Origin of the sequence: Bacillus sp. AF62 (genome assembly GCF_050312695.1) — a bacterium.
In the GTDB taxonomy this organism is placed as follows: Bacteria; Bacillota; Bacilli; order Bacillales; family Bacillaceae_G; genus Bacillus_A; species Bacillus_A cereus.
The window spans coordinates 20,349-37,441 of record NZ_JBNPJZ010000002.1; the positions used below are offsets into that span (position 1 = coordinate 20,349).

Genomic DNA, 17,093 nt, shown 5'->3' on the forward strand with positions numbered 1-17,093 from the left:
TTCTGTTTTCCTTTTCCAAAATATTTGCATAAAATAGAATGACTTGCTCTTTATGTTGAGAGGAGTTTTAAAAATGATAGGTTTATTAGAGCAATTTTATAAAAATGAAGAGATACAATCGGTTATTAATGGATTAGAAGATGGGTTAAAAGAACAACTTATATCAGGGATGGCAACGTCTTCGCGTTCATTATTAATGGCGGCTTTATATAAAAAAACAAAAAAATCACAATTAATCGTTACACATAACTTATACCAAGCACAAAAAGTACATGAAGATTTAGTGGCGTTACTTGGTGAAAAAGATGTGTGGCTATATCCAGTGAATGAACTGATAGCATCGGAAATTGGGGTTGCAAGTCCAGAATTGAAGGCGCAACGTATAGAAGTGTTAAATCGCTTGGCTGCGGGAGAGAATGGAATCATTGTAGCGCCAGTGGCAGGATTGCGAAGATTTTTACCAATAAAAGAATTGTGGAAGCAAAAGCAAGTTGAAATCAATCTAGGGCAAGAGATTGATTTAGATGCGCTCTTGCATACTTTACATCATATTGGCTATGAACGTAAGTCGATGGTAGAAGCTCCAGGGGAGTTCAGTTTGCGCGGGGGAATATTAGATATTTATCCTTTAACTGAAGAACTACCATTTCGTATTGAATTTTTTGATACAGAAGTCGATTCTATTCGATTATTTGATGTGGATGAACAGCGTTCTCAAGGTAAAAAAGAAAGCGTTAGGTTTGGTCCGGCAACAGAGTTTTTATTTTCACAGGAAGAATTAAAATCAGGAATTCAGCATCTTGAAGAAGGTTTGACTAAGACGATGCAAAAACTTTCTGATGATAAACTAAAGACTACAGTGCTTGAGACGGTAAGTCATGAAATTGAGATGTTGAAAAACGGGCAAAGTATAGAACAGATGTTTAAATACTTATCTATTTTCTATAAAGAACCTGCTAGTCTGATAGATTATTTACCAGAAGATGGTGTTGTAATTTTAGATGAGATTTCCCGTATTCAAGAAACAGCATCACATCTTGAAACAGAAGAGGCGGAATGGTATATATCACTTCTTGGTGAAGGAACAATTATTCAAGATTTATCTTTCTCTCACGCATTTGAGGGGTTTCTTCATCATAAAAAAAGAAGTTTTGTATATTTAACGTTATTCTTGCGTCATATCGCACACACACATCCGCAAAATATTGTAAATGTAACATGTAAAACAATGCAAGATTTCCATGGACAGATGAATTTGTTAAAAACAGAAATTGATAGATGGAATGAAGGGCATTTTACGACTGTTGTACTTGGAACAGATGATGAACGTGTGAAGAAATTACAACATATTTTAAGTGATTATGATATTGAGGCAGATATTGTAGAAGGCACAGATATCTTATTGCCTGGAAGGCTACAAATTGCTGTAGGTGATTTACATGCAGGGTTTGAAATGCCGATGCAAAAGCTTGTTGTCATTACTGAAAAGGAGCTTTTTCATAAGAAAGTTAAAAAATCACAACGTAAACAAAAGTTATCGAATGCTGAACGTATTAAAAGTTATTCGGAATTAAAAGTTGGAGATTATGTAGTTCACGTAAATCATGGTATAGGTAAATTTTTAGGTATTGAGACATTAGAGATTAATGGTGTTCATAAAGATTATTTAAATATTAAATATCAAGGTAATGATAAGTTATACGTTCCAATTGAACAAATTGATCAAGTCCAAAAATATGTAGGGTCTGAAGGTAAGGATCCGAAAGTTTACAAATTAGGTGGAAATGATTGGAAAAAGGTTAAAACGAAAGTTGAAAAATCTGTACAAGACATTGCGGATGACCTAATTAAACTATATGCTGAGCGCGAAGCTTCAAAAGGCTATGCATATACGCCAGATACGGCAGAACAACAAGAGTTCGAATCATCTTTCCCATATCAAGAGACAGAGGATCAGTTACGTTCTATTGACGAGATTAAAAAAGATATGGAACGCGGACGCCCGATGGATAGGCTCCTTTGTGGTGATGTAGGGTATGGAAAGACGGAAGTGGCTATTCGTGCGGCATTTAAAGCAATTATGGATGAAAAACAAGTTGCAATTTTAGTACCGACAACGATTCTTGCGCAGCAACACTATGAAACAATTCGAGAGCGTTTTCAAGATTATCCAATCAATATAGGATTATTAAGTAGATTCCGTACGAGAAAACAACAAAATGAAACGATTAAGGGCTTAAAGGATGGCACAATAGATATTGTAATCGGAACACATCGTATTTTATCTAAAGATGTCACTTATAAAGATTTAGGGCTTCTTATTATTGATGAAGAACAAAGATTTGGTGTAACGCATAAAGAAAAAATTAAACAATTGAAGGCGAATGTTGACGTATTAACATTAACGGCAACTCCGATTCCGCGGACGCTTCATATGTCTATGCTTGGTGTGCGCGACTTATCTGTTATTGAGACACCGCCAGAAAATCGTTTCCCAGTCCAAACGTATGTAGTAGAGTATAATCCAGCATTAATGCGAGAGGCGATAGAGCGAGAGCTTGCAAGAGGCGGTCAAATTTACTTCCTATATAACCGTGTAGAGGATATTGAAAGAAAAGCAGATGAAATTTCGATGTTAGTTCCAGATGCTCGCGTAACGTACGCACATGGGAAAATGAACGAAAGTGAATTAGAGTCTGTTATGCTATCATTTTTAGAAGGACAGCATGATGTTCTTGTAAGTACAACAATTATTGAGACGGGTGTAGATATTCCGAACGTAAATACGTTAATTGTATTTGATGCAGATCGTATGGGGTTATCACAGTTGTACCAGCTTCGTGGGCGTGTTGGACGTTCTAATCGTGTTGCATATGCATACTTTGCCTATAAACGTGACAAAGTGCTATCAGAAGTTGCAGAGAAGCGTCTGCAAGCAATTAAAGAGTTCACAGAACTTGGATCTGGTTTCAAAATTGCGATGAGAGATTTATCTATTCGTGGAGCAGGTAATTTGTTAGGAGCAGAACAGCATGGGTTTATTGATTCTGTCGGATTTGATCTATATTCTCAAATGTTAAAAGATGCAATTGAACAGCGAAGAGGAACAGATGGAGCTGAAAATACAGTTAATGTTGAAATTGACTTAGAGGTAGATGCATACTTACCAGATGCTTATATTTCAGATAGTAAGCAAAAAATTATGATGTATAAACAATTTAGAGGTGTTTCTGCAATTGAGGATATTGAAGAATTGCAGGAAGAAATGATCGATAGATTCGGTGATTACCCACAAGAAGTTGGTTATTTATTACAAATTGCAAATATTAAAGTGTTGGCAATGAAAGAACAAATTGAGTTAATTAAGCAAAATAAATTTGAAGTAACATTCCTGTTTTCTGAACAAGCAAGTCAAAATATTGATGGTGGAAAATTATTCATGCTCGGAAATAGTTTTGGGCGTATGATCGGTCTAGGAATGGAAGGATCACAATTGAAAATTGTTATGAAAACAAATGGCTTAGAGACATCGAAGTGGTTAACAATTGCTGAAAATTTATTAAAAGGCTTACCAGATGTGAAAAAAGAAGTAATAAATGCCTAAAATAAGATAAAAAAATACAATTCGACGTGCATAGAAGAACTAATGTGTAAAATACTATGTCTAACAGTTGGTGATTTTTACATGAACAGGTAAATTCACCACTTTGATCATCAGTAGAAAGTGAGGCAGCATTAGAATGAAAGCAACTGGAATCGTACGTCGAATTGATGATTTAGGCAGGGTAGTAATCCCAAAGGAAATTCGTAGAACTTTACGTATTCGAGAAGGAGACCCACTAGAAATATTTGTTGATCGCGATGGAGAAGTAATTTTAAAGAAGTATTCTCCAATTAGTGAACTAGGTGATTTTGCAAAGGAATATGCTGAGGCTTTATATGACAGCTTAGGACATAATGTGCTTGTCTGTGACCGAGATTCTATCATCGCAGTATCAGGCGTATCGAAAAAAGAATACTTAAATAAAAGTGTTGGCGATCTAATCGAAAAAACGATGGAAGAAAGAAAGTCTGTTATTATGACGGACGAAAGTGATATTTCCATTATCGATGGTGTAACAGAAAAGGTTCATTCTTATACAGTTGGACCGATTGTTGCAAACGGAGACCCAATTGGAGCCGTCATTATTTTTTCAAAAGAAGCTATTATAAGCGAAATCGAGCATAAAGCGGTTAATACTGCTGCCAGTTTCTTAGCGAAACAAATGGAACAGTAAGGGTATATTGATTTTAGAAGTAGCAATCTTTCCTAATTATGATCTTTCTTTTTGAGAAATCAATTATTTGGAGATATATGTATATTGAATGAAGGTAGCGCTTTGCTACCTTTTTTCGTTGAATATTTTTAACGTGTAGGGACCTAGTATTACCCGTGGTGGTAAGGGATTTTGTACTTTTCTTTATGATATAATACGAGAGGTGAGAATAGAAAAAGGAGTTTTCTTGTATGGAAGCGAAGAAGTATCAAGCCTTTTGGCGTGGGGCTATTATATTAACGATTGCAAGTTTTGTTACAAAAGTATTAAGCGCTTTTTACCGTATTCCATATCAAAATATAGCAGGGGATATTGGTTTTTATATTTACCAACAAATTTACCCGTTTTATGGATTTTGTTTAATTTTAGCTACTTATGGGTTTCCTGTTATCATTTCAAAAATGGTTGCAGAACGACTAGAGTGGGGAAAACAGAGAGAAGCAGAAGAAATTATTTGTGTATCTTTTTGGTTTTTATTAGGAATTGGTTTTATAGGTTTCTTTACATTGTTTTTTGGGGCCAAAACAATCGCGATAGCTATGGGCGATATGCACTTAGATAAGTTGCTACGTGTTATTTCATTTTCGTTCTTATTGATGCCGTTTTTGTCTGTAGCAAGAGGGTATTTTCAAGGGTTCAATAATATGATGCCAACGGCTGTTTCGCAAGTAATAGAACAAACAATTCGAGTTTCTATTATTGTATTTTTATCGCTATTCCTAATTGCTCACAGATTTGATTTATATACAGTTGGTGCAGGGGCTATGTTAGGCTCAATTGCGGGTGGACTTATTGGGATTATTGTACTTATGTTGTATATGCGTCGAGATTTTCGTTCCATATTTTTTAAACGTGTAGCGAGAATTAAGGGTAAAAGGAAGATAATTAAAATCCTTTTTTGGCAGGGGTTAGCGATTTGTGTTAGTAATTTAGTGCTTATTTTTATACAGATGGCTGATTCAATGTCCTTGTACACTTTACTTATTGGTGCGGGAGAACAGACTGAAAGTGCAAAAGTATTAAAGGGTGTTTATGATAGAAGTATTCCGCTAATGCAATTAGGTACTGTTGTGACGACTTCTTTCTCGTTATCACTTATTCCAATTATTACAGCGGCGAAAGAAAGAGGAGATCTTTCCTTTATTCAAGAAAAGGTAAAGTTAGCAATGAAAATAACATTTGTTATTGGATTTGCAGCAGCTATTGGACTAACTTGTATTATTCAACCTACGAATATTATGTTGTTTGAAAATAGTGATGGATCAGATGTTTTATCTATTTTATCTTTATCTATTTTATTTAGTTCATTGTCAATTACGACGGCTTCTATTTTACAAGGGTTGGGACAAACATTTAAGCCAGCATTATTTGTTGTATTTGGAGGTTGCTTAAAGTTAGCGTTAAATTATATATTCATGCCTTATTTTGGTGTGAAAGGGGCAGCCTTAGCGACTTTATGTGCGTTAATCATAATTTCTGGACTAAATAGTTTGTTGCTTATGAGAGCTGTATCAGGGTCACTTATCAATAAGCGAAATATGTTAGGTGTAGTAATTAGTGGTATCTGTATGGGGTTTGTATTAATGATGTTCACGCGTGTGTTGCAGATGTCTGGATTAGTAATTGATACGGAACATAGAGCGAGCGCGACGCTTGAAGCGTTGTTAGGTGTAGCCATCGGCGGATTGACATATATGTTTTTTATTTTAAAATTACGTGTATTTACAAAAAAAGAATTAGGAACTGTTATGAAACAAGAGAAAAAAGAAGGTTCATTGAAGAAGAGTGGATAGAGGTGACAGGTTGTGAGTGGAATCATTACTGTTTTAGGTTTAGGTGCTGGTGAATTAGATCAGCTAACGATGGGTGTATATCGAAAAATAAAAGAAGCAGATCATCTGTTTGTTAGAACGAAGGAACATCCAGTTATAGAAGAATTGGAGAAAGAAGGCATACAATATACGGCTTTTGATGCTGTATATGAAGCACATGATACGTTTGAAATTGTATATGAAACAATTGCGAATAAATTGCTAGAACAAGCTGAAGGTACAGAAATTATCTATGCGGTTCCGGGGCATCCACTTGTAGCAGAAAGAACAGTTCAGCTATTGTTGGAAAAAGGAGACGTTTCAAATGTTGAAGTGCGAATTGAGGGTGGACAAAGTTTCCTTGATCCTATGTTTGCAAGCCTAAAAATTGATCCGATTGAAGGATTTCAATTACTTGATGCTACATCATTTGAAAGAGGGCAATTAGAATTACGTCAACATTTAATCTTTTGCCAAGTATATGATGCATTCGTTGCATCTGATGTGAAATTAACATTAATGGAGATGTTGCCAGATGATTATGAAGTGTATATCGTAACAGCTGCAGGAACTTCATTTGAACAAGTAAAGAAGGTACCGTTGTACATGTTAGATCATGAAACGGAATTGAATAATTTAACAAGTGTGTACGTGCCACCTGTTCAGGAGCGTGCGTCCTTGTATCAACAGTTTGATGTTCTTAGAGAAATTATTGCAGACCTGCGTGGTCCAAATGGTTGTCCGTGGGATAAAAAGCAAACGCATCAATCATTAAAGAAATATTTAATTGAGGAAGCTTATGAGGTGTTGGAAGCAATTGATGAAGAGGATGATGATCACTTAGTAGAAGAATTAGGTGATATATTATTACAAGTTATGCTTCATGCTCAAATCGGAGAAGATGAAGGTTGGTTCTCTATAGATGATATCATTCGAACTCTATCTGAAAAAATGGTTCGTCGTCATCCACATGTATTTGGAAATACGGATGTAAACAATGCTGATGAAGTGATTGCCAATTGGGAAGAAATTAAAAAACAAGAAAAAGGATTCGTGAAAGAATCTGTTTTAAATGGCGTTCCTAAAAGTTTGCCGCAGTTACTACGCGCCTTTGAAATTCAGAAGAAAGCTGGTAAGGTTGGATTTGATTGGGTTGATGTGCAGCCGATGATAGAGAAAGCTTTGGAAGAATGGCAAGAGTTCCAACAAGAAGTTACAAACATGGATGAGGAAAAGATGCTAGGTGAGTTTGGTGATTTACTATTTGCATTTGTTAATATAGCCCGTCATTACAAAATAGATCCAGAAGAGGCGTTACGTTCAACTAATGAGAAATTTACTGGTCGTTTTTTATACATGGAGGCAAAAGTAGCTGAAATGAATAAAGAGATGGAAGATTTATCATTAGAACAGTTAGATGTTTTATGGGAAGAAGCGAAACAAACAGAGCGTTAATAGGGGGATTTGATATGCGTCTAGATAAGTTTTTAAAAGTGTCACGTTTAATTAAAAGAAGAACATTAGCGAAAGAAGTAGCTGATCAAGGAAGAATATCTATTAATGGTCAAGTGGCAAAAGCGAGTTCTGATGTGAAAGTAGCTGATGAATTAACAATTCGTTTTGGTCAAAAAATAGTGACTGTAAAAATAAATGAATTGAAAGAAACAACTAAAAAAGAAGATGCAGCAAATATGTATAGCTTAGTTCGTGAAGAAAAAGTAAAAGCGGAAGAAGGCTTGTTCTAAAATCATGTATCCCCTCATACATTACTATTAGCTAGTAAAAACCTATGGGGGGATTTACGTGAATAATGGTTACTCACCTACGTCTTCTAATCAACAAAATGTTTCTGTAGAACATGACATTATTATGCGTGGCAGGCGTATAATTGATATTACCGGTGTGAAGCAGGTAGAGAGTTTTGATAGCGAAGAGTTTTTGCTAGAGACCGTAATGGGTTTTTTAACGATTCGTGGTCAAAATTTACAAATGAAAAATTTAGATGTAGAAAAAGGTATTGTGTCGATTAAAGGGAAAGTTAATGAGATGCTGTATATTGATGAAAATCAAGGGGAAAAAACTAAAGGTTTCTTTAGTAAGTTGTTTAAATGAGTCTAACAATTCAGTTGTATACAATGCTTTCAATGATTGGAATGGGTGCTTGGATTGGAGCGTCTTTAGATACATATCAACGTTTTTTAAAGCGCCAAGAACGTAAACGTTGGCTTGTATTTATACAAGATATATTATTTTGGATTGTCCAAGCATTATTCGTCTTTTATGTATTGCTTCTCGTAAATGAAGCTGAACTACGTATATATGTGTTTTTGGCATTGTTATGTGGTTTTGCGGCATATCAAAGCTTACTGAAAGCACTATACATGAAGCTGTTAAATTTTCTCATCTATATTTTTATGCAAACAACATATTTTTTTGTTCGAATTATACAGCTACTCATGATAAAACCTGTTATTATTATAGCGCAGCTATTTATTGCATTTATATTATTCTTATTTCGTATACTGCTTTCAATTGGACATGTGTTATGGAAAATTGTGATTTGGATATTACTTTTCATATGGAAAGTTTTTTTCTGGCCTGTTCGATTTATTGCTTCGCTCATATGGAAACTTCTCCCTAATCGTGTTAAACTTTTTATAGTGAAACATATAGGGTTCCTGCAATATATAGCAAAATTGAAGGGACATATCTTCCAAATATGGGAGCGTATAAAAAAGAAGTTAGGGGGACCTCGGAAATGAGGGAACTGAGACAAAGAACAATCGAAAAACAGAGTCCAAATCCTGTTAAAGAGCATATAATACAAACGGATGAGAACAGGAAGCGACTTTATCGCCGTTTAGCGGTTTTTCTTGTCTTTACTTTTACAATTATTGCGAGTATTAGTGTAACGTTTTATCAACAAAACAGTTCCATTAAAGCAAAAGAAGCAAAAGTTAAGGACATGAAAAAAGAACTGGATTCATTAACGAATAAAGAAAAAAGTCTAAAAGACGAAGTTCAAAAGTTAAATGATGAAGAGTACGTATTAAAGATTGCTAGAAGGGATTATTTCTTCTCTGGTAAAGGGGAGATAATTTTTCCTGTTTCGAAGTAGAGTATGTCTTATTGACACTATATTTTAGGATTATATATAATAAAGTAAAATTTGACTTTTTAACCACTAAGGAGGAGCATTTTTTTTATGTCAATCGAGGTAGGCAGCAAGTTACAGGGTAAAGTAACAGGTATTACAAATTTTGGGGCTTTTGTGGAGCTGCCAGAAGGCTTAACTGGTCTTGTTCATATTAGTGAAGTTGCTGATAACTATGTAAAAGATATTAACGATCACTTAAAAGTGGGCGACCAAGTAGAAGTAAAAGTTATTAATGTTGAAAAAGATGGAAAGATTGGTTTATCTATCAAAAAAGCGAAAGAACGTGAAAAAACAGAAGGAGATCGTCCACGTGGTGAATACCAACGCGGTGGCGATCAACAACGTTCTGGACGTCCACAACGTAATAATCGCTCTTTCAACAGAGATAATCGTGGTGGCGGTAACGACCGAGCTCCAAAAGAAACATTTGAGCAAAAGATGGCACGCTTCTTAAAGGATAGCGAAGATCGTTTAACTTCTTTAAAGCGTAACACAGAGTCTAAACGTGGTGGCCGTGGCGCACGTCGCGGATAATAAGGCCGTTTAGTTTTTAACATATAGAGAGGTACCCAGAGTGATGGCTCAGGGTGCTTTTTTATATGTGAAAATATATTTTAAAAAAGTTTTCAAGATGTGTTGACTTTAAATAATATCTGATGTAAGATACTAATTGTCCGTTAAATACGACGACATGGCGGTGTAGCTCAGCTGGCTAGAGCGTACGGTTCATACCCGTGAGGTCGGGGGTTCGATCCCCTCCGCCGCTATATTTATTTTAACGGCCCGTTGGTCAAGTGGTTAAGACACCGCCCTTTCACGGCGGTAACACGGGTTCGAATCCCGTACGGGTCATCTAAAAAGATCATGCAAATTTGCATGATCTTTTTTTGTTAAATGGATTAAGACATACAACACTTCTACAAAATCACCCTATATTTTCTGAATATTTAATCAAAAAATCAAGGATAACTTACATACCGTGTATATCTGTAGAGTTATTTCGAATAAAAAGTCGAACGATTATAAAAGTGAAAACTGTTGTTTTGACAAAAATCCCAACAATCATCTTTTATAATGACAGTAATTAAACTATGCAGGTGGTGTTAAAAATATGCCTAAAGCAGGAAGGAATACTATGAATACAAGTGCATTGGCAATGAATGAGAGTCAGCTTGGAGGAATAAAGTGGACGAGTAAGTTGCGAATGAAATTCGAACAAGTTTTCTTTAGATGGGGATTTATTATTGTTGTTATTGGTTTTCTTTTGGGAAGAGCATATATATTAACAAATATTTTACCGTTTGCACTACCGTTTTTTGCTGCTGTTTATGTTATGAAGCGGGATAAGATGCCGCTAGCATTTTTAGCTCTAATGGGAGGAGCTCTTTCAGTCTCGATAGATAATTTGTTTTTTACTTTTGCATCTATCTTTACTTTCTTCATTTATAATATCTTCTTTAGTAGATTTACACGTAAAACCGTTGGACTTGTTCCATTTCAAGTATTTATCTCCGCATTAACCGCACACTTAGTTGTTGTATATTTTGCGCAACAAACTGTCACCATGTACGATTTACTCGTTAGTACCATTGAGGCTGGGCTTAGTTTCGTATTAACTATGATATTTTTACAAAGTGTCCCGCTTTTAGTGGAAAGGAAAGGAAAGCAACAGGCGTTAGAGACGGAAGAAATTGTTTGTTTGATTATATTACTAGCATCTGTTTTAACGGGTACAACAGATTGGTTTGTATATGATGCTTCTATTCAACATATTTTTACAAGGTATTTAGTACTAGTATTTGCATTTATTGCGGGTGCTGCTACAGGATCTACAGTGGGGGTCGTAACAGGATTGATATTAAGTTTAGCAAATGTGTCTAGTTTGTCTCAGCTTAGCCTTCTCGCTTTTTCTGGATTACTTGGTGGTTTGTTAAAAGAAGGGAAGCGTTTAGGTGTTAGTTTAGGTTTATTAATAGGGACAAGCTTAATTACATTATATGTAGACAAGCAGACAAATATTGTAACAACTTTAATTGAGTCAGGTGTAGCGATTGCTATCTTCTTATTAACGCCAAAGCTTGTTTTGGATCGTATTGCTAAATTTATGCCAGGTACACAAGAGCATTCGCAAGATCAACAACAATATTTAAGAAGGATGCGTGATGTTACAGCGAACAAAATCAACCAATTCGCAAATGTATTTGCTGCTTTATCTAATAGTTTTTCTGTATATGGGTATGTAGAGGAAGAAGATAAAGAGACAGAAGCAGATTTGTTTTTGAGTACAATTACTGCGAAAACATGTCAAACGTGCTTTAAAAAGGATCAATGCTGGGTAGTGAATTTCGATAAAACGTACGATTATATGAAACAAATAATGAATGAAACGGAAGAAGGAACCCTGCAACATAATCGTAAATTAGTTCGTGAGTGGGATAAGCATTGTGTGAGAGGGAAAAAAGTGACGGATTTAGTAGCGGGTGAATTAGATCACTTCTATGAGGGGCAAAAATTGCGAAAACAAATGAAGGAAAATCGTAGAATAGTAGCGGAGCAACTATTAGGTGTATCAAAGGTTATGGAAGATTTTGCTAAGGAGATACAACGAGAGCGTGAAAATCATCAAGTGCAGGAAGAGCAGATTATGCAAGCGTTCCGTGATTTTGGTGTCGAAGTAGAGCATGTTGATATTTATTGTTTAGATAGAGGAAGTATTGATATTGAAATGTTGATTCCAGTTGCATCTAATGAACATGGTGAATGTGAAAAGTTAGTTGCACCAATGCTTTCGGATATCCTTAAAGAAAATATTGTCGTTAAACATGAAGAAAAGTCTTCTTATCCGAATGGCCACAGTTTAATATCATTTGGTTCGGCGAAGACGTATTCTCTTGATACAGGATTGGCTACAGCCGCAAAAGGCGGTGGGTTTGTTTCGGGTGACTCTTATGCGATGATGGATTTAAGTGTTGGTAAATACGCACTTGCGATTAGTGATGGTATGGGTAATGGGCAAAGAGCTCATATGGAAAGTAAGGAAACGGTGAAATTATTACAAAAAATACTCCAATCGGGTATTGATGAAGAAATAGCTATTAAGTCTATCAATTCAATTCTTTCTTTGAGAACGACAGAAGAGATGTTTACAACATTAGATTTAGCTATGGTAGATTTGCGGGATGCGAGTGCTAGGTTTTTAAAGATTGGATCAACCCCGAGTTTTGTTAAACGCGCGAATAATATTTTGAAAATTGAAGCAAGTAATTTGCCGATGGGAATCATCGAAGATGTTGAAGTTGATGTGGTGGGTGAACAATTAAAAACGGGCGATATCCTTATTATGATGAGCGATGGGATTTTTGAGGGCGCGCAGCATGTAGAGAATCATGAATTATGGATGAAGCGGAAAATTAAAGAATTGCAAACCGAAGACCCGCAAGAAATTGCTGATATCATTATGGAAGAAGTGATTCGCTCTTGTGATGGTTATATAAATGATGATATGACTATTGTGGTGGCAAAAGTGAAGAAAAATATGCCGAAGTGGGCTACGATTCCGATTGTAGGAATGCAGGCGCAGTAAAATATAAGTGGAATGTTTATCTATAATTTGATTTTAAAAACCTAGGTGAATACCTAGGTTTTTTTGTGGGAAAAGGTAATGTTATTGATTTTATGAATATACACGGAGGATGTAAGATAAAAATGTAATTTTTGTATATCTTTTTTTTGCACAATGTTTGTAAAAGTTGTACCATTATAGACAAGGTAACTAACGTTGCTGTTCTTGTTTAATGAAAGGTGATTGCGAAGTTGAAAGATACATTTGTTGAAAAAGTAGATGACTTTGTAAAGCAGCATGATGTATTAAAGAATGATTCAACAATTGTTGTGGGAGTTTCTGGTGGTCCTGACTCGTTAGCCCTTTTATATTATTTATTAGAAAAAAGAGCGGAAAAACAGTTGGAAATTGTAGTAGCTCATGTAGATCATATGTTTAGAGGTGATGAATCTCATGAGGATTTACAGTTTGTGCAGGACCTTTGTGAAGAACTAGGAATTATTTGTGAAACGATAAGGATTAATGTATCACAATATCAACAGCAATACGGAATGAATGCACAGGTTGCTGCTAGAGAATGCAGATATGCATTTTTGGAAAGAATAATGAAGAAATATGATGCAAGATATGTTGCTCTTGGACATCATGGAGATGATCAAGTCGAGACAATTTTAATGCGTCTTGTAAGAGGGAGTACTCCGAAAGGATATGCAGGAATTGCAGTGAAGCGTCCTTTTCATAATGGATATTTAATTAGGCCGTTACTTGGGGTAACGAAGGAAGAAATTGTTGATTACTGTAATAAGCTAAATTTAATTCCACGTATAGATCCGAGTAATAAAAAGGAAGTATATACAAGGAATCGATTACGTAAATATGTCCTTCCTCACTTAAAAGAAGAAAATCCACAAATGCATGAGAAATTCCAAAAATTTAGCGTGCAGATGCAAGAGGATGAGGCTTATTTGCAGGAATTAGCTTTTGAGAAAATGAATAAAGTAATTACAAAAAAAAGTGATAAACAAATTAGCTTATCAATTCCTGCCTTTGAATCCATGTCTATGCCTTTACAAAGAAGAGGGATTCAACTAATATTAAACTATCTTTATGAATATAAGATTCCATCTTCTCTTTCTTCTATACATATTGACAAGGTGATTGAGTTTTTTAAGCGGACACAACCTTCAGGTTCACTTGATTTTCCAGGTGATTTGAAAATTGTTCGCACATACGAGGAGTGTAGCTTTAGATTTAAACAAGAAATTGTCTCTCCTTTTTTGCAAGATTTATCAGTACCCGGGACCATTACACTATTGAACGGGGATGAATTTGTAACAGAGGTGAGCGAAGATATACCAAGTAACATGAATGAAACAGTATTTGTTGCTAAGTATAATGATATATCATATCCACTTCGTATTCGTTCTAGGGAAAATGGAGATCGCATGTCAATACAAGGTATGGATGGCACGAAAAAGATAAAAGCTATTTTTATCGAAGCGAAAGTACCAAAAGAAAAAAGAGAAGAATGGCCGGTCGTTTGTGATGCAAGTGGGAACATTATTTGGGTACCCTTGTTGAAGCGATCTGCATTTGCAATTTCGAAAGAGATGGCAAAGAAGGGTAAATATATGATTATTCACTACAAAAGCAAGGAGTCTTCCGGGAGGATAATGAAATGATGAATCAAGATATCGAAAAAGTATTAATTTCTGAAGAACAAATACAAGAAAAGGTGCGCGAACTAGGTGCAGTTATTGCAGAGGATTATAAAAACACAGTACCTCTTGCAATTGGTGTATTAAAAGGCGCAATGCCATTTATGGCAGATTTATTAAAGAGAACAGATACATATCTTGAAATGGATTTTATGGCTGTATCTAGTTATGGTCACTCTACAGTTTCAACAGGCGAAGTGAAAATTTTAAAAGATCTTGATACTTCTGTAGAAGGTCGCGATATTTTAATCGTCGAAGATATTATTGATAGTGGTCTTACACTAAGCTACTTAGTAGACTTATTCAAATATCGTAAAGCGAAGTCTGTAAAAATTGTTACATTATTAGATAAGCCAACAGGCCGTAAGGTTGATCTGAAAGCGGATTATGTTGGATTTACTGTTCCACATGAATTTGTAGTAGGATATGGATTAGATTATAAAGAGCAGTACCGTAATCTTCCTTATGTAGGCGTATTAAAACCAAGCGTTTACTCAAATTAATTAAATACAGGCTTTACAATTGTATAGGAAAGTTTTTCTATGTTACGATTTACTATAGTGTTTATGCCGTGAGAGGAGGTTAGGAATGAATCGTATCTTCCGTAATACCATCTTTTATTTACTGATATTCTTAGTAGTAATTGGAATCGTGAGCTATTTTAATGGTTCGACACAAAAAACGACATCAGTTAGCTACGACAAATTCATTACTAAACTAGAAAGCGGTGAAGTGCGTAATGTGCAACTTCAACCGAAAAATGGTGTATTTGAGGTAAAAGGACAATTCAATAACTCTAGCCAAGGAGAACAATTTGTTACTTATGCACCAAATACTGAGGAATTACAAAAGAAAATCAATGATAAAGCGAAAGGTGCCGAAGTTAAGTATCAACCAGCAGAAGAAACAAGTGCTTGGGTAACATTCTTTACTTCAATCATTCCGTTTGTCATCATCTTCATTTTATTCTTCTTCTTATTAAACCAGGCTCAAGGCGGCGGTAGCCGTGTTATGAACTTCGGGAAAAGTAAGGCGAAGTTATATAATGATGAAAAGAAAAAAGTTCGTTTCAGAGATGTTGCTGGGGCGGATGAAGAGAAACAAGAACTTGTCGAGGTAGTTGAATTCTTAAAAGACCCTCGTAAGTTTTCTGAAGTTGGTGCCCGTATTCCGAAGGGTGTCCTATTAGTTGGACCTCCAGGTACAGGTAAAACTTTATTAGCACGTGCTGTTGCAGGTGAGGCTGGCGTTCCATTCTTCTCTATCAGTGGTTCTGACTTTGTAGAGATGTTTGTCGGTGTCGGTGCATCACGTGTACGTGATTTATTTGAAAATGCAAAGAAAAATGCTCCTTGTATCATTTTCATTGATGAAATTGATGCAGTAGGTCGTCAACGTGGCGCAGGTCTTGGTGGTGGTCATGATGAGCGTGAGCAAACATTGAACCAGTTACTTGTTGAAATGGATGGATTCGGTGCAAACGAAGGTATTATTATCATTGCTGCGACAAACCGTCCAGACATTCTTGACCCAGCGTTATTACGTCCAGGTCGTTTTGACCGTCAAATTACAGTAGATCGTCCAGATGTAAATGGCCGTGAAGCTGTACTGAAAGTACATGCGCGTAATAAACCGCTTGATGAGCATATTAATTTAAGAGCAATTGCGACTCGTACACCAGGATTCTCTGGTGCGGATCTTGAAAACTTATTAAACGAAGCTGCTTTAGTAGCTGCACGTCGAGATAAGAAGAAGATTGATATGAGTGATATCGATGAAGCAACGGATCGTGTTATTGCAGGTCCAGCTAAGAAAAGTCGTGTTATCTCTGAAAAAGAACGTAATATCGTTGCTTTCCATGAAGCAGGCCATACTGTAATTGGTGTTGTTCTTGATGAAGCTGATGTCGTTCATAAAGTAACAATTGTCCCTCGTGGTCAGGCTGGTGGATATGCGGTAATGCTTCCGAAGGAAGATCGTTACTTCATGACAAAGCCAGAGTTACTTGATAAAATCACTGGTTTACTTGGTGGTCGAGTAGCTGAGGAGATTGTATTTGGTGAAGCAAGTACAGGTGCTCACAACGATTTCCAACGTGCAACTGGTATTGCAAGACGTATGGTTACGGAATTCGGTATGAGTGATAAGCTTGGACCGATGCAATTTGGTAGCTCACAAGGTGGTCAGGTATTCTTAGGAAGAGACTTCCATTCAGAACAAAACTACAGTGATGCAATCGCACATGAAATTGATGTGGAAATGCAAACAATTATTAAAGAATGTTATGCTCGTGCGAAACATATTCTTACTGAAAAACGAGATAAACTTGATATTATCGCGAAAACGTTACTTGAAGTAGAAACATTAGACGCAGAGCAAATTAATCATTTATATGATTATGGCAGATTACCTGAGCGTCCAACATCTTCAGATGATGTGAAAGTAAACATCAATATGAAGAAAGACGATGAAGATAAAGAAGATAAGTAAGAAATGAAGGAGTGACTATCGTCACTCCTTTTTTGTTTG

Annotated in this window: 13 protein-coding genes and 2 tRNA genes; all 15 read left to right on the plus strand. The window is 35.8% G+C overall.

The genetic code is table 11. The annotated features are described in order from the left end of the window. The first annotated feature begins 73 nt into the window (after positions 1 to 73). The 15 genes from mfd to ftsH all read left to right on the plus strand — a co-directional run bounded on the left by mfd (position 74) and on the right by ftsH (position 17,054). Entirely contained in the window at positions 74 to 3,604 is a 3,531-nt protein-coding gene (mfd, locus tag ACQRBL_RS00220) for a transcription-repair coupling factor (protein WP_000579684.1), read from the plus strand. Between the two features lie 136 nt (positions 3,605 to 3,740). Next, entirely contained in the window at positions 3,741 to 4,277 is a 537-nt protein-coding gene (spoVT, locus tag ACQRBL_RS00225; protein ID WP_000648306.1) for a stage V sporulation protein T, read from the plus strand. Positions 4,278 to 4,507: 230 nt separating this feature from the next. Next, on the plus strand, positions 4,508 to 6,109 hold the full coding sequence (locus ACQRBL_RS00230; protein ID WP_411996469.1) for a putative polysaccharide biosynthesis protein: 1,602 nt from the start codon (positions 4,508 to 4,510) through the stop codon (positions 6,107 to 6,109). 12 nt (positions 6,110 to 6,121) lie between these two features. Beyond that, positions 6,122 to 7,582, plus strand: a complete 1,461-nt coding sequence (mazG, locus tag ACQRBL_RS00235; protein ID WP_000014278.1) for a nucleoside triphosphate pyrophosphohydrolase — start codon at positions 6,122 to 6,124, stop codon at positions 7,580 to 7,582. A gap of 14 nt (positions 7,583 to 7,596) precedes the next feature. Then, on the plus strand, positions 7,597 to 7,872 hold the full coding sequence (locus tag ACQRBL_RS00240; RefSeq protein ID WP_001234876.1) for an RNA-binding S4 domain-containing protein: 276 nt from the start codon (positions 7,597 to 7,599) through the stop codon (positions 7,870 to 7,872). A gap of 58 nt (positions 7,873 to 7,930) precedes the next feature. Beyond that, positions 7,931 to 8,239: a sporulation protein YabP gene (gene yabP, locus ACQRBL_RS00245; RefSeq protein ID WP_001059104.1), complete on the plus strand. Its 309-nt coding sequence runs from the start codon at positions 7,931 to 7,933 to the stop codon at positions 8,237 to 8,239. Beyond that, complete coding sequence (yabQ, locus tag ACQRBL_RS00250) at positions 8,236 to 8,889, plus strand: spore cortex biosynthesis protein YabQ (RefSeq protein ID WP_000059781.1); 654 nt, start codon at positions 8,236 to 8,238, stop codon at positions 8,887 to 8,889. The genes yabP and yabQ overlap by 4 nt, the downstream gene beginning before the upstream one ends. Beyond that, the gene (gene divIC / locus ACQRBL_RS00255; protein WP_001208739.1) at positions 8,886 to 9,245 is read left to right on the plus strand and encodes a cell division protein DivIC; all 360 of its coding nucleotides are present in this window, start codon (positions 8,886 to 8,888) and stop codon (positions 9,243 to 9,245) included. Before yabQ ends, divIC begins: the two co-directional genes overlap by 4 nt. Before the next feature lie 87 nt (positions 9,246 to 9,332). Continuing rightward, positions 9,333 to 9,818 carry a S1 domain-containing RNA-binding protein gene (locus ACQRBL_RS00260; protein ID WP_000021451.1) on the plus strand — a complete coding sequence of 162 codons (486 nt, stop codon included), beginning with the start codon at positions 9,333 to 9,335 and terminating at the stop codon, positions 9,816 to 9,818. A 159-nt stretch (positions 9,819 to 9,977) separates the two neighbouring features. Beyond that, positions 9,978 to 10,051: transfer RNA gene (locus tag ACQRBL_RS00265), tRNA-Met, on the plus strand. Between the two features lie 13 nt (positions 10,052 to 10,064). After that, positions 10,065 to 10,136 (plus strand) — tRNA-Glu (locus ACQRBL_RS00270). A 259-nt stretch (positions 10,137 to 10,395) separates the two neighbouring features. Next, positions 10,396 to 12,867 (plus strand): stage II sporulation protein E, encoded by a 2,472-nt coding sequence (spoIIE, locus tag ACQRBL_RS00275; RefSeq protein ID WP_001123550.1) that lies wholly within the window; start codon positions 10,396 to 10,398, stop codon positions 12,865 to 12,867. 230 nt (positions 12,868 to 13,097) lie between these two features. Next, positions 13,098 to 14,528, plus strand: a complete 1,431-nt coding sequence (tilS, locus tag ACQRBL_RS00280; protein WP_000655457.1) for a tRNA lysidine(34) synthetase TilS — start codon at positions 13,098 to 13,100, stop codon at positions 14,526 to 14,528. After that, positions 14,525 to 15,067, plus strand: coding sequence for a hypoxanthine phosphoribosyltransferase (hpt, locus tag ACQRBL_RS00285; protein WP_000981846.1), 543 nt, complete (start codon positions 14,525 to 14,527; stop codon positions 15,065 to 15,067). The genes tilS and hpt overlap by 4 nt, the downstream gene beginning before the upstream one ends. 85 nt (positions 15,068 to 15,152) lie before the next feature. Next, positions 15,153 to 17,054 (plus strand): ATP-dependent zinc metalloprotease FtsH, encoded by a 1,902-nt coding sequence (gene ftsH / locus ACQRBL_RS00290; RefSeq protein ID WP_001079669.1) that lies wholly within the window; start codon positions 15,153 to 15,155, stop codon positions 17,052 to 17,054. Positions 17,055 to 17,093 lie beyond the last annotated feature (39 nt).

Bases quoted from the DNA above. Each gene is read 5' to 3' on its own strand.
- mfd (WP_000579684.1), top strand. From the start codon at position 74: ATGATAGGTTTATTAGAGCAATTTTATAAAAATGAAGAGATACAATCG.
- spoVT (WP_000648306.1), top strand. From the start codon at position 3,741: ATGAAAGCAACTGGAATCGTACGTCGAATTGATGATTTAGGCAGGGTA.
- ACQRBL_RS00230 (WP_411996469.1), top strand. From the start codon at position 4,508: ATGGAAGCGAAGAAGTATCAAGCCTTTTGGCGTGGGGCTATTATATTA.
- ACQRBL_RS00240 (WP_001234876.1), top strand. From the start codon at position 7,597: ATGCGTCTAGATAAGTTTTTAAAAGTGTCACGTTTAATTAAAAGAAGA.
- yabQ (WP_000059781.1), top strand. From the start codon at position 8,236: ATGAGTCTAACAATTCAGTTGTATACAATGCTTTCAATGATTGGAATG.
- divIC (WP_001208739.1), top strand. From the start codon at position 8,886: ATGAGGGAACTGAGACAAAGAACAATCGAAAAACAGAGTCCAAATCCT.
- ACQRBL_RS00260 (WP_000021451.1), top strand. From the start codon at position 9,333: ATGTCAATCGAGGTAGGCAGCAAGTTACAGGGTAAAGTAACAGGTATT.
- spoIIE (WP_001123550.1), top strand. From the start codon at position 10,396: ATGCCTAAAGCAGGAAGGAATACTATGAATACAAGTGCATTGGCAATG.
- hpt (WP_000981846.1), top strand. From the start codon at position 14,525: ATGATGAATCAAGATATCGAAAAAGTATTAATTTCTGAAGAACAAATA.
- ftsH (WP_001079669.1), top strand. From the start codon at position 15,153: ATGAATCGTATCTTCCGTAATACCATCTTTTATTTACTGATATTCTTA.